Origin of the sequence: Micromonospora coxensis (assembly GCF_900090295.1) — a bacterium.
In the GTDB taxonomy this organism is placed as follows: Bacteria; Actinomycetota; Actinomycetes; order Mycobacteriales; family Micromonosporaceae; genus Micromonospora; species Micromonospora coxensis.
In genome coordinates, this window is record NZ_LT607753.1 from 2189769 (window position 1) to 2201887 (window position 12119).

Consider the following 12119-nt stretch of genomic DNA (forward strand, 5'->3'; position numbering starts at 1 on the left):
TGGCTGGACGTGGGTACAGAGGTTGGCCCGCACATGCCTACGAAGCAGAGTCTGACCGTAAGTGAAGGGCATCCGGGACTGTAGTCCCGGAGTCCGCACGGGCCATCTGTGGGCCAGTAACCGTGGCGCGCAGCGGTCACGACCGGGCACGAGAAGCAGCCCGGACGGCCGCCGGTGGCAGGCGTTTCGGACATCGCGACCGGTCGAGGACGCTCTTCCAAACTGACGGTGCGGGTTCGATTCCCGTCGCCCGCTCCACGAACTCCGGCCCAGGCGATCGGCGCTCCCGCCGAGCCTGGGCCGCTCTCGTTCCTCGGGTGGTCGGCGGACGTCGAGGACGGGGTGATCGGTGCCGCGCCGGCGGGCGCGGGCTGCGTACGATGCGCTGCGGCATCCCTCGTCGACGTGGAGGTATCGACCGGTGGCAGACCAGCAGGACGGGTTCGCCCTCGGCGTCGACCTCGGCACGTCCAACACGGTGGCGGTGCTGCGCCGGCCGGACGGCCGGACCCGGCCGCTGCTGGTGGACGGGCACCCGATCCTCCCCTCCGGGGTGTACGCCGACGCCGACGGCCGGCTGCACGTCGGCCGGGACGCGCAGCGGCTGGCGCAGGTCGACCCGGCCGGCTACGAGCCGAACCCGAAGCGCCGGGTGGACGACGAGACCGTCGAGCTGGGCGGCCGGGCGTACCCCCCGGCGGAGCTGCTGGCCGCGACGCTGCACGTGGTGGCCGAGTCGGCGGTGGCGACGACCGGTTTCCTGCCCCCGGCGGTGGTCACCTACCCGGCGGCCTGGTCGGCCCCGCGCCGGCAGGTGCTGCACGAGGCGCTGGCGCTGGCCGGCTGGCCCACGGCGGCCGAGCACACCCTGTCCGGGCCGATCGCGCCCGGCACCCGCCTGCTGCGCGAGCCGGTGGCCGCCGCCCGCTACTACACCCAGGTGCTGCGCCGGCCGGTGCCGGTGGGCGGAGCGGTCGCGGTGTTCGACTTCGGCGGCGGGACCCTCGACGTGGCGGTGGTCCGCAACGAGGGCGCCGACCCGTGGGGCGACTCCGGCTTCACCGTCGTCGCCGACGGCGGCGTGCCCGACCTCGGTGGGCTGGACCTGGACGCCGCCCTGGTGCAACGGCTCGGCGAACTGGTCGCCCCGGCGCACCCCGAGCGGTGGGCACGGCTGACCGACCCCGGGACCACCACCGACCGGCGGGACCGGCAGCAGCTCTGGGACGACGTACGCGGGGCGAAGGAGATGCTCTCCCGGGCCGAGGTCGCGCCGGTGGCCGTACCGGGGGTGGCGGCGGCGTTCCGGTTGACCCGGGAGGACCTGGAACGGCTCGCCGCTCCCCTGCTGGCCCGGGCCGTCGCCGCGACCCGGGACGTCGTCGCCGCGGCCGGGCTGACCCCCGGGCAGCTGGCCGGGCTCTTCCTGGTCGGCGGATCGTCCCGGATGCCGCTGGTGGCCCGGATGCTGCACGCCGAGCTGGGCGTCGCGCCGACCGTGCTGGAACAGCCGGAACTGCCGGTCGCCGAGGGGGCGTTGACCGACCTGCCGCTGCCCCGGCAGGCCCGCCCGGCGGGCGCGATCCCGCCGCCACCCGTGGTGCCGCCGCCCGCCGCCCCGCCCGGCACTCCGCCCGAGCTCGCCCCCGGCCCGCACGGCACCCGGCCCGAACCGGCCGCCGGGCCGCACGGCACCCGGCCGGAGCCGGTGCCCGCCGGACCGCACGGCACCCGGCCCGAGCCGGTGCCCGCCGTCGGCCCGCAGGGCACCCTGGCCGCCGTGCCCGGCCACACCCTGGCCGCCGCGCCCGCGGGGCACGTCCCGCCGGCGCCGACCGCCGGGGCCGCACCGGGGTACGCCGCACCGCCCGCCGGGAACGTGCCCGGCTGGCACCCGCCCGCCTCGGCGCCGCCGGCGTCACCCGGGCACGGCGCGCCGGGCGTACCCGCTCAGGGCGGCCCGGGGCGGCCCGGCGTACCCGGGTCGGGGTCGCCGGTCTCCCCCGTGGCCGGCGCGACCCGACGCGGCCGGCGGGGTCTGTGGATCGCGGCCGGCGCGGGCCTCGCGCTGGCCGGTGTGGTGGCCGCGACGGTGCTCTGGGTGATCCGGGACCGCTACCCGGCGCTGGAGTTCCGCACCCTGACGGAGGTGGCCCGGCCGGCGGCGGGGGCGGAGCGGCCGACGGCGATGTTCACCTCGGTGCTCGACGACCGCGCCTACCTCGCCCACCAGCGCGACGACGACCGGCTGGAGGTGGTGTCGGTGGACGCCGACACCGGCCGGCAGCGCTGGCGGGTGGACACCCGCACCGGCGCGGACCGGTGGGACGGCATCCGGGCCCTGCCGGGTGCGGTCGCGCTGCTCGCCGACGCCAACGGCGACAGCACCCCGCGCGACCTGGTGGTGCTCGACGCCGGCTCCGGTGAGGAGCGCTGGCGGCACAGCGTCCGGGGCGACGACGAACTGTTCCTCGGCCGGGACACGGTGGTGTGGCTGGACCGGACCGGCGGCCGGCTGGTCGGGCTGCGGCTGAGCGACGGCACGCAGCGGTGGCACCAGGACAACCCGCGCACCGACTACGGCGCCCGTACCCGGGTGCTGCCGGTCGGCACCGAGGAGGCGCTGGGCGGCCCCGCCGACGTCGGCGGCGCGCCCCGGGCCCCCTGGCTCGGCGACACGGCCCGGCTGGTGCAGGTGGGCGCGGACCGCTCGGTCCGGGTGATCGACATGGACAGCGGCAAGGTGCTGCGCAGCCGACCGAACGTCGCCGACGTCGACGACCCGGTGGCGGCCCGCGACGACCGGCTGTACGTCACCGAGGACACCCGGCTGCTCTCCTACGACCTCGGCAACCTCGGCGAGCCGTCGGTGCTCTACACCGCGCCGGACGACCGGCGCCGGGTGAAGACGCTGGTCGCCTGCGGCGAGCACCGGGCCTGCCTGCTGGAGTCGCCGTCCGGCGAGGCGGAGCGGACCGAGGTGGTGGTGGCCACCGAGGGCAAGGGCAGCCGGCGCTGGGCCGCGCCGAAGGCCACCGGGCTCGTCCCGCTGGGCGAGCACCTGATCGCCGAGCGGGACTACCCGCGCACCTTCACCCTCTTCGACGCCGACGGCAGGGCGCTGCTGCGCGACCGGGACGGCGTGGCGGGCCGGGTGGACGCCGGGAACCTGCTGGTCTTCGCCGACGCGCCGAGCAGCGTCGAGGACGACCGCAGCCTCGCCGGGGTGTCGGCGGCGGGCGCGCTGACCGAACTGGGCGAGCTCAAGGACGTCCGCAGCGAGTCCTGCTCGTGGAACACCGAGGTGATCGCCTGCGGCGCGAAGAAGGACTTCGTGCTGTACCGGTTCGTGGACTGAGTTCGTGGACTGAGCCGGGCTGCGCGGGGCGGCCGGCGGCACGTCACCCGGCGACGCCGAGGTCGCGGAAGACCGCCAGGGCCGAGGGGTCGTCGATGGTGGCGGGCACCGGCTCGTCGCGCCCCTCCACCAGGCCCCGCATGGTCCGGCGCAGGATCTTGCCGGAGCGGGTCTTCGGCAGGGCCGGCACCACGGTCACCCGGCGGAACGCGGCCACCGGCCCGATCCGCTGCCGCACCAGCGCCACCAGTTCGGCGGCGAGGGTGTCCGGGTCGACGTCGACGCCCGCCTTGAGCACCACGTACCCGCTGGGCACCTGGCCCTTGAGCTGGTCGGCGACGCCGATAACCGCGCACTCGGCCACCGCCGGGTGCCCGGCCAGCACCTCCTCCATCGCCCCGGTGGAGAGCCGATGCCCGGCCACGTTGATCACGTCGTCGGTGCGGCCCATCACGTACAGGTAGCCGTCGGTGTCGAACCGGCCGCCGTCGCCGGTGAGATAGCAGCCGGGGAAGGCGCTCAGGTAGGAGCGGACGTACCGCTCGTCGTCGCCCCAGAGGGTGGGCAGGCAGCCCGGGGGCAGCGGCAGCCGGATCACGATCGCGCCGTCCGTGCCGGCCGGCACCGGCGCTCCCCGGCCGTCCACCACCCGGACGTCGTAGCCGGGGACGGGCACCGAGGGCGAGCCGGGCTTCAGCGGCATCGGCTCCAGCCCGCGCAGGTTCGCCGCGACCGGCCAGCCGGTCTCGGTCTGCCACCAGTTGTCCACCACCGGCACGCCGAGCCGCTGCGACGCCCAGGCGAAGGTGTCCGGGTCGAGCCGCTCACCGGCGAGGAAGAGGGTGCGCAGGCTCGACAGGTCGTACCGGCCGATCAGGTCGCCGGCCGGGTCCTGGCGGCGGATCGCCCGGATCGCGGTGGGCGCGGTGAACAGCGCGGCGACCCGGTGCTGGGCCACCACCCGCCAGAGCGCCCCGGCGTCCGGGGTGCCGACCGGTTTGCCCTCGTAGAGCACGGTGGTGGCGCCGGTGAGCAGCGGCCCGTAGACGATGTAGGAGTGGCCGACCACCCAGCCGACGTCGGAGGCGGCCCAGAAGACGTCGCCCGGTGAGATGCCGTACACGTTCGTCATCGACCAGCGCAGCGCCACCGCGTGCCCGCCGTTGTCCCGGACCACGCCCTTCGGCCGGCCGGTGGTGCCGGAGGTGTAGAGCACGTAGAGCGGGTCGGTCGCGGCGACCGGGACGCAGTCGACGGGTTCCGCCCCGTCCAGCGCCTCGTCCCAGGTGAGGTCCCGGCCCGGGGTGAGCGGGGCGGGGTGCTGCGGGCGCTGCACGATCACGCAGTGGGCGGGGCGGTGCTCCGCCTCCTCCAGCGCGGCGGCGAGGATCGGGTGGTACGGCACGATCCGGTCCACCTCGATGCCGCAGGAGGTGGCGACGACCACCGTCGGGCGGGCGTCGTCGAGGCGTACCGCCAGCTCGTGGGCGGCGAAGCCGCCGAAGACCACCGAGTGGACCGCGCCGATGCGGGCGCAGGCCAGCATCGCGACCACCGCCTCGGGCACCATCGCCAGGTAGAGCAGCACCCGGTCGCCGCGCCCCACGCCGAGCCGGCGCAGCGCCCCGGCGAACCGGGCCGTGGCGTCACGCAGTTCGGCGTAGGTGTACGTGCTGACCGTGCCGGTGACCGGGCTGTCGTGGATCAGCGCCGGTTGGTCGCCCCGGCCGGCGGCCACGTGCCGGTCCAGCGCGTTGTGGCAGGTGTTCAGCTCGGCGTCGGGGAACCACCGGTACAGCGGCGCCGTGCTGTCGTCGAGGATCCGCCGCGGTGGCCGGTGCCAGTCGACGTCCGCCGCCGCGTCCCGCCAGAAGCCCTCCGGGTCGGCGATGCTCCGCTCGTACGCCTCTCGATACGCGCCCATGGCGACATGCTCGACGCCCCGGGCGGGCCGGCACGACGGCCGGTCGGTCCCGCTGCGCCGGAAGGACCGCTGGCGTCGCCGAGCGGCGGGTGCCGCGTCGTTTTCACCCGGTACGTCAGGGGTACCGCTGGGTTCATGGAGACGAACACGAAGGCGTACCTGGTCGGTGGTCCCTGCGACGGCAGCAGCCGGGAGGCGGGCGACGCCCTGCTGGAGGTCGAGCTGGACGGCATGATCCACCGCTACGTGCGCACCACGAAGCAGCACGGTGACGACGGCACGGTCTACAACTACGACGGCATGGTCGCCCCGGGCGGTGGCGAGCCGGGCGTCGAGGACCCGGCGGCCCGGGTGGCCTCCCCGAAGGCGGACGCGGAAGGGCACGACGCCCGCTCCTGACCGGGCGGGACGGGCGCGGACGCGCGGGACCGGTGCGCCGGCGACGGAGTGACCGTCGGTGGCGCACCGGTCCGTTTCGCGCGCCCCGGCCGTCGGGGCGGCCCGGCGGGACGGGCGCGACCGGCCGGGGCGGGCGGCTCAGCCGCCGAGGCTGGCGGCGGCCGAGGCGATCTGCGGGGCGAAGGTGCTCACCTGGGTGTAGACGCCCGGGTAGTTGGGGCGGGCGCAGCCGTTGCCCCAGCTGACGATGCCGACCTGGATCCACGCGTTGTTGGCGTCCCGGCGGAACATGGGGCCACCGGAGTCGCCCTGGCAGGTGTCCACCCCGCCGCCGGCGTAGCCGGCGCAGATCTCCTCGGCCGGGATGAGGTCCCCGCCGTACGAGGCGGCACAGCTCGCGTCGCTGACGAACGGCACGTTGGCCTTGAGCAGGTACCGCTGCTGCGCGCCGCCCTCGCGGGCCGCGCCCCAGCCGGCGACGGTGAAGGTGCCGCTGTCGTACGCGGTGGTGGTGGCGATGCGCAGGGTGGACAGGCTGGTGACCGGGGTGGCGAGCCGGATGAGCGCCCAGTCCTTGCCGCTGCCGTTGTAGCCGGGGGCCCGGTAGACGTAGTTGGACCGGACCTGGATCCGGCTGCTCGACTGGAGGTCGACCACGCCGAGGGTCGCGGTGATGCTGGTGTTCGTCCCGGTGCGGCCCACGCAGTGGGCGGCGGTGAGCACCAGGCGGGGGCTGTAGAGGGCCCCGCCGCACCCCATCGAGAGCCGGACCATGAACGGGAACTCGCCCTGCGCGGCCCGGGTGCCGCCGACGACGTACGGGGTGACGTCGCTGGTGGGCGCGGCGGTGGCCGGGGCGGCCAGCACCAGGGATCCGGCGGTCACCGCCACCATCGCGGCGGCCATCCGGCCGATGAGTCTGCGCCAACGGTTCACTGGGGGCCTCCAACCTTCGGCGGCGCACCCGGGGAAGCGCGCCGGTTCGTTGGCGGGAGCCTAGAACCGGACATCGACGAACTTCAACATACTGTTGTGATCATACGACGGCCGCCGCAGCCGGCGGGTCGACCGGCCCGGACACGGATGAACCTGCTCCGGCGGGGTATGACAGCCGCCGCCCTGGAGGAGAACGACCGGCGTCGCGGCAGACCCGCGACCGGACGCGCGGGCGGGCCCGGCACACGCCGACCCGCCCGCCCGTACCGCCGGCGGCGGAGCGTCAGCTGCCGGTGATGAAGTTCCAGAAGCGGACGACCCACGCGGTCTGCTGCAGGTAGGCGACCCCGACGCCGACCAGGAAGACCGCCGTCACCAGGTGCGCGCCGCGCGCGCTGCGCCGGATCCGCCCGAGCTGCCGCTCCCAGATCACTCGGCCCAGCAGCCGGGCGAGGAAGAACAGCCCGACCGCGACGAGCAGGCTCAACACGAAGGTCAGCAGCGGCGCGCCCAGGTTGCCCCGGCCGGAGATGGCCCAGATCCCCCAGCACACGAACGCGAAGAGCGCCCCGGCGACGCTCCACTCCCGGCCCTGCCGCCACTGGGCGACGTACCAGCTCATCGGCCGGCGGGGCGACTCGGACCCGGACCAGGCGTGCTCGTCGTGCCCCACCGCCGGGAACTGCTCGGTACGGGGCGTGCGACGCTGCCCGACCGAGGCGACGCCCCGGCGGAACGCGTCCCGCTGCGGCGGCACCCCGACACCGGGCTGCGGCGGCACCTCGACGGTCCGCTCGGCCCACGGCTGTGTCTGGTCTGCCATCTCGTCGTCCTCCCCCTGACCGGTACCGGCCTCCGCCTACGAGGGTAGCCAGCCGGCAAAGGGGTCGCCGTCCCCACGATGATCGGATAGACAGGTCCGGTGACCGACCCCGCACCCACCGTGGTGGTACCCCGGCCCGACGACTTCGACGACATCGCCGAACTGCTCGGCGACGCCTTCCACGATCCCTACGACCCCGAGTCGCGCGAGGCCGCCCGGGGTGTCTTCGAGCCGGACCGGGCACTGCTGGTCCGCGACGCGGGGACCGCCGTGGCGCACGCCGCCGCGTTCACCCGCACGCTCAGCGTGCCCGGGGCGACCGTGCCGGCCGCGCACGTGACCATGGTGGCGGTGGCGACCACGCACCGCCGCCGGGGCCTGCTCCGCACGCTGATGCACCGGCAGCTGCGGGAGCTCCACGACGCCGGCCGGGAACCGGTCGCCGTGCTCTGGGCCAGCGAGGGGCGGATCTACCCCCGGTTCGGCTACGGCCTGGCCGTGCAGCGCCTCACCCTGGACTGCCCGGCCACCACCGAGCTGCGGCTGCCGGAGCCGACGTCCGCCGCGGGCACGCTGCGCCTGGCCGCGCCGGCGGCGGTGCAGCCCGAGCTGGCCCGGCTGTACGACCGGCTGCGCGTCGAGCGCCCCGGCTGGTCGGACCGGGACGAGCGCTGGTGGCGGTACGTGCTCTGCGACCCGCCCGGTGCGCGTGACGGCGCGACCGCGCGCCGGGCGCTGCTGTACGAGGGGCCGGACGGGCTGGACGGGTACGCGCTCTGGCGCAGCAGACCGGAGTGGCAGCGGACCGGGCCGACCGGGCTGGTCCAGGTCGACGAGGTGGTGGCCGCCGACCCGGACGCGTACCTGGCGATCTGGCGGACGCTGCTCTCGGTCGACCTGACCCGGCGGCTCTCCTACTTCCGGGCCGCCGTGGACGACCCGCTGCTGCGCCTGGTCAACGAGCCGCGCCAGCTCGGGCCACAGCTGATGGACGCGCTCTGGGTACGGCTGGTCGACGTCCCCGCCGCGCTGGCCGCCCGCCGGTACGCCACGGCGGTTGACGTGGTGGTCGAGGTGACCGACCCGCTGCTGCCGGAGAACACCGGCCGCTGGCGGCTCACCGGCGGTCCGCAGGGCGCGGCGTGCGCCCGCACGGACGACCCGGCGGAGCTGGCCTGCGACGTGCGCTGCCTCGGCGAGCTCTACCTCGGCGGGGCCGGGCTGACCGCGCTGGCCGCCGCGGGCCGGGTGCGGGAGCTGCGTCCCGGCACGCTCGCCGCCGCCGGCCCGGCCTTCGGCTGGCACCGCGCCCCGGCGCCGATGGACATCTTCTGAGCCGGGCCCGACCCCGGGGCGGTACGGTCGGCTGATGGCGGATGTGGAGCGCCGGCGACGCCGGCTGCGGCACCAGCCCGACGCCGCGACCGGGGAGGGCGACGGCCCGAGCGCGGTCACGGCCGAGGTGCACGACCAGACGCCCGCCCCACGGGCCCGCCGGGGCCCGACGGGCGACGAGGGCGAGCGGGGGCTGCGGGGCCTGGTGGGCTCCGGGTCGTCGCAGGTGGGCGTCCGCGCGGCGATGCGGGCCCGGGACGCCGCCCGGCCGAGCGAGGAGGACCTGGCCGAGGCCGAGGCCCGACTGGTGATCATCCGACGGAACTGGGTGCCCCGGGAGGAGCTGCCCCGCTCCGGTCGGTGACCCGACCGGCCCCGGGGGGCCGGCCGGGTCGCGGGGTCAGGGCAGTTCGGGAAGCTCGCGGGTGCGCTCGTACGCGGCGACCTGCTCGATCCGGCGGGAGTGCCGCTCGTTGCCGGAGAACGGGGTGGTGAGGAACGCCTCGACGATGGCGGTCGCCTCGTCCAGGGTGTGCTGGCGGGCGCCGACGGCCACCACGTTGGCGTCGTTGTGCTCCCGGCCGAGCTGGGCGGTGTCGATGTTCCAGGCCAGCGCGGCGCGGACGCCGGCGACCTTGTTCGCGGCGATCTGCTCGCCGTTGCCGGAGCCGCCGATGACCACCCCGAGGCTGCCCGGGTCGTCGACCACCCGCTGGCCGGTGTGCAGGCAGAAGGCCGGGTAGTCGTCGTCCGGGTCGAAGGCGTGCGGGCCGACGTCGACCACCTCGTACCCCTGCTTGGCCAGATGGTTGGCCAGGTGCACCTTCAACTCGAAACCGGCGTGGTCGGATCCCAGGTAGACGCGCATACCGCGCAGTCTGTCAGGCCGTCTCCCGGCACGCCGAGCGGGCGGCGTGCCGGGGCGGATTCGTCACACGACTCAGCGGGACAGCTCGGCGACGACCAGGCCGCCGCGCGCCTTCGGGGTGAACCAGGTGCTCTTGCGCGGCATCTTCTCCCGCGCCAGGTTCACCGCGACGAAGTCGTCCACGGTCACCGGGGCGATGAGGACGGCCAGCTCGGCCCGGCCGGCGTCGACCTCACCGGTGAGCCAGCTCGCCGGGTAGTCGCCGCCGACGTAGGTGATCCGCTTGTCGCCCGGATCGAGGCCGAGCGCCTCGCGCAGCAGCAGCCGCTCGACCAGGGCGTGGTCGAGGTTCTCCAGCCGGCCGGCGCCGCCGTCGTGCGGCAGCCGGACCGCGTACCCCTGGCCGGCCAGGCGGAGGTGGACGGTGCCACCGGCCGCCGGGACCTCGACCGGGTCGTCGATCTCGGTGATCTGCGCGCCGGCGGCGCGGAGCCGGTCGAGCAGCTCGGCCGGGGTGGTGGTCAGCTCGCTGACCAGCCGGTTGTAGGGCTGGATCGCGACCGACGCCGGGGTGGTGACCACGGCGAGGAAGCGCGGCAGGCCACCGGTCTGCGCGGCCAGGCTGCGGTGGTTGCCGTCGGCGACCACCAGCTCGCCGCCACCGGCCAGCGCGGTCAGCGCGTCCTGCTCCGGGCCCGGACCGAGCAGCCAGATGGCGTGCGTGCGCCCGGCCTGGTCGGTGTCGGTCGCGGCCGGCGCCCCGGCCGCGTCGGTCGCCGCGGCGAGGGCGGCGTGCAGCTCGTCGCCCCGCCCGGTCTGCAGCAGGAGTACGGGCGAGAGCAGGTGCCCGAGCGCCTCGGCGAGCGCCACCCGCTCCCGGACCTTCGCGATGAAGACGTCCTCGTTGCGGATGACCAGGCCGGGCTCGTCGGCGCTGGTGGAGATCTGGTCGGTGTCGACCATCGCGAAGAGGCCGTACGCCGGCTCCTCCCCCGGCGCGCTGATCCGGTAGAGGACCACGGCCTGCTCGGCCGGGGTGTAGCTGCCGTCGGCCTTCGCCTCGGCGAGCCGGGCCACCGCGTCGGGGAGCGCGTCGAGGAAGGACTTCCCGAGGCTCTCCGGCGCCCGGTGGGGCATCTCGATGCCGAGGGCACTGTGCGGGTTCGCCTCGATGATCGCGGTGATCTCCGCGTCGTCGGCGAACTCGTCGTAGTTCTGCGCGCCGGTGCCGCCAGTGGTGATCCAGGCCCGGGCGATCGGATGCACGACCGTCATGGGAGGTGACGCTACCGGCGTCGGCCGCCCGGGCGACGCGGACCCCGCGCCGGGTCCACCAGATGAACCGCTCACCCGTGCTCGACCTGGTCCCTGCTGCGCCGGTGCCGCCCGGCCGGACCGGACGCCGGCCGGCGGACCGGGCCGGAGTGCGGCGGCCGGGCCGGCACGGTGGCGGGCGGGGTGGCGCGGGAGGTGATCGGGACCCGGGCGACGCCGACCACGATCGGCGGGGCGAGCAGGTGGACCATGTCGTCGGGCAGGTGCGGCCCGACCGTGGGCCAGCGGCAGTCGTCGACCGACCAGTACGTGGCGTCGCCGACCACCTCCTCCCCGGTCGGCAGGTCGTCAGCGGGCGGGCGGCGGTGCTTGGCCATCGGGTGTCAGCCTCCGGGTCGGCCGGATGCGGCCGCGGCGGGCCGCTGCGGGGGACACCGGGTCAAACGACCCCGCCACCGGTCGGGTGACGTGCGCGCCGGCGCCTGGAATCGGCACACCCGGGGCAGGAGCCGTGCCGGGGAGCCCGCCCGGGCGGAGAGTCACGCCCGACCGGGCGGGGCCACGTGCTCGCCCCGACGGTCAGTCGAACATCGGGCCGATCTCGCGGGAGCGCTTCAGCTCGTAGAAGCCGGGGGTGCCGGCGACCAGCAGCACGCCGTCCCAGAGCCGGCCGGCCGCCTCGCCCTTGGGCGCCGGGGTGATCACCGGGCCGAAGAAGGCCACCGTGCCGCCGTCCGGACCGGGGGCGTGCACGACCGGGGTGCCGACGTCCGTGCCGACCGGCCGCATGCCCGCCTCGTGGCTGGCCCGCAGCGCCTCGTCGTACGCGGTGGATCCGGCGGCGTCGGCGAACGAGGCGTCCAGCCCGACGTCGGTGAGCGCCCCGACGATCATCTCCCGGCCGAGCGGCTCCTTGCCGAGGTGGATCCGGGTGCCCATGGCGGTGTAGAGCTTCGCCAGCGTCTCGGCGCCGTGCGCCTGCTCCACGGCGATGCAGACCCGCACCGGGCCCCAGCCCTGGCGCATCAGGTCGACGTACTCCTCGGGCAGCTCCCGGCCCTCGTTGAGCACCGACAGGCTCATCACGTGGAAGCGGATCGCCACGTCCCGGACCTGCTCCACCTCCAGCAGCCAGCGGGAGGTGATCCACGCCCACGGGCAGAGCGGATCGAACCACATGTCGACAGTGGCACGCTCGGTC

The 12119-nt window shown here is 75.8% G+C and carries 11 protein-coding genes; 4 read left to right on the plus strand and 7 right to left on the minus strand.

All coding sequences use genetic code 11. The features are described 5' to 3' along the window. Positions 1 to 421 precede the first annotated feature (421 nt). Complete coding sequence (locus GA0070614_RS09730; protein ID WP_088975650.1) at positions 422 to 3358, plus strand: Hsp70 family protein; 2937 nt, start codon at positions 422 to 424, stop codon at positions 3356 to 3358. A gap of 43 nt (positions 3359 to 3401) precedes the next feature. On the opposite strand, the gene GA0070614_RS09735 is transcribed toward GA0070614_RS09730, so the two are convergent. Then, positions 3402 to 5282, minus strand: coding sequence for a propionyl-CoA synthetase (locus tag GA0070614_RS09735; RefSeq protein WP_088975651.1), 1881 nt, complete (start codon positions 5280 to 5282; stop codon positions 3402 to 3404). 135 nt (positions 5283 to 5417) lie between these two features. Between GA0070614_RS09735 and GA0070614_RS09740 the strand changes: the two genes are divergently transcribed. Then, positions 5418 to 5681 (plus strand): hypothetical protein, encoded by a 264-nt coding sequence (locus GA0070614_RS09740; protein WP_088975652.1) that lies wholly within the window; start codon positions 5418 to 5420, stop codon positions 5679 to 5681. A gap of 138 nt (positions 5682 to 5819) precedes the next feature. On the opposite strand, the gene GA0070614_RS09745 is transcribed toward GA0070614_RS09740, so the two are convergent. Further along, on the minus strand, positions 5820 to 6617 hold the full coding sequence (locus GA0070614_RS09745) for a S1 family peptidase (RefSeq protein WP_088975653.1): 798 nt from the start codon (positions 6615 to 6617) through the stop codon (positions 5820 to 5822). A 283-nt stretch (positions 6618 to 6900) separates the two neighbouring features. Continuing rightward, the gene (locus GA0070614_RS09750; protein WP_088975654.1) at positions 6901 to 7440 is read right to left on the minus strand and encodes a hypothetical protein; all 540 of its coding nucleotides are present in this window, start codon (positions 7438 to 7440) and stop codon (positions 6901 to 6903) included. A gap of 99 nt (positions 7441 to 7539) precedes the next feature. On the opposite strand from GA0070614_RS09750, the gene GA0070614_RS09755 reads away from it, so the two are divergent. Both GA0070614_RS09755 and GA0070614_RS09760 read left to right on the plus strand, forming a co-directional pair. Continuing rightward, positions 7540 to 8775 (plus strand): GNAT family N-acetyltransferase, encoded by a 1236-nt coding sequence (locus GA0070614_RS09755; protein ID WP_088975655.1) that lies wholly within the window; start codon positions 7540 to 7542, stop codon positions 8773 to 8775. A gap of 34 nt (positions 8776 to 8809) precedes the next feature. Then, positions 8810 to 9139 (plus strand): hypothetical protein, encoded by a 330-nt coding sequence (locus tag GA0070614_RS09760; protein WP_088975656.1) that lies wholly within the window; start codon positions 8810 to 8812, stop codon positions 9137 to 9139. A 36-nt stretch (positions 9140 to 9175) separates the two neighbouring features. Here the strand turns inward: GA0070614_RS09760 and GA0070614_RS09765 are convergent, their stop codons facing one another. From GA0070614_RS09765 to GA0070614_RS09780, 4 genes are all read right to left on the minus strand, one after another. Then, entirely contained in the window at positions 9176 to 9643 is a 468-nt protein-coding gene (locus GA0070614_RS09765; protein WP_088975657.1) for a ribose-5-phosphate isomerase, read from the minus strand. Between the two features lie 72 nt (positions 9644 to 9715). Continuing rightward, positions 9716 to 10918 carry a DUF1015 family protein gene (locus GA0070614_RS09770; protein ID WP_088975658.1) on the minus strand — a complete coding sequence of 401 codons (1203 nt, stop codon included), beginning with the start codon at positions 10916 to 10918 and terminating at the stop codon, positions 9716 to 9718. Positions 10919 to 10989: 71 nt separating this feature from the next. Then, the gene (locus tag GA0070614_RS09775) at positions 10990 to 11295 is read right to left on the minus strand and encodes a hypothetical protein (protein ID WP_088975659.1); all 306 of its coding nucleotides are present in this window, start codon (positions 11293 to 11295) and stop codon (positions 10990 to 10992) included. A 202-nt stretch (positions 11296 to 11497) separates the two neighbouring features. After that, positions 11498 to 12097 carry a mycothiol-dependent nitroreductase Rv2466c family protein gene (locus GA0070614_RS09780; protein ID WP_408630764.1) on the minus strand — a complete coding sequence of 200 codons (600 nt, stop codon included), beginning with the start codon at positions 12095 to 12097 and terminating at the stop codon, positions 11498 to 11500. Positions 12098 to 12119 lie beyond the last annotated feature (22 nt).

Coding starts and splice junctions, on each gene's coding strand:
- GA0070614_RS09765 (WP_088975657.1), bottom strand. CDS start 9,643: ATGCGCGTCTACCTGGGATCCGACCACGCCGGTTTCGAGTTGAAGGTG.
- GA0070614_RS09780 (WP_408630764.1), bottom strand. CDS start 12,097: ATGTGGTTCGATCCGCTCTGCCCGTGGGCGTGGATCACCTCCCGCTGG.
- GA0070614_RS09740 (WP_088975652.1), top strand. CDS start 5,418: ATGGAGACGAACACGAAGGCGTACCTGGTCGGTGGTCCCTGCGACGGC.
- GA0070614_RS09775 (WP_088975659.1), bottom strand. CDS start 11,295: ATGGCCAAGCACCGCCGCCCGCCCGCTGACGACCTGCCGACCGGGGAG.
- GA0070614_RS09770 (WP_088975658.1), bottom strand. CDS start 10,918: ATGACGGTCGTGCATCCGATCGCCCGGGCCTGGATCACCACTGGCGGC.
- GA0070614_RS09760 (WP_088975656.1), top strand. CDS start 8,810: ATGGCGGATGTGGAGCGCCGGCGACGCCGGCTGCGGCACCAGCCCGAC.
- GA0070614_RS09750 (WP_088975654.1), bottom strand. CDS start 7,440: ATGGCAGACCAGACACAGCCGTGGGCCGAGCGGACCGTCGAGGTGCCG.
- GA0070614_RS09735 (WP_088975651.1), bottom strand. CDS start 5,282: ATGGGCGCGTATCGAGAGGCGTACGAGCGGAGCATCGCCGACCCGGAG.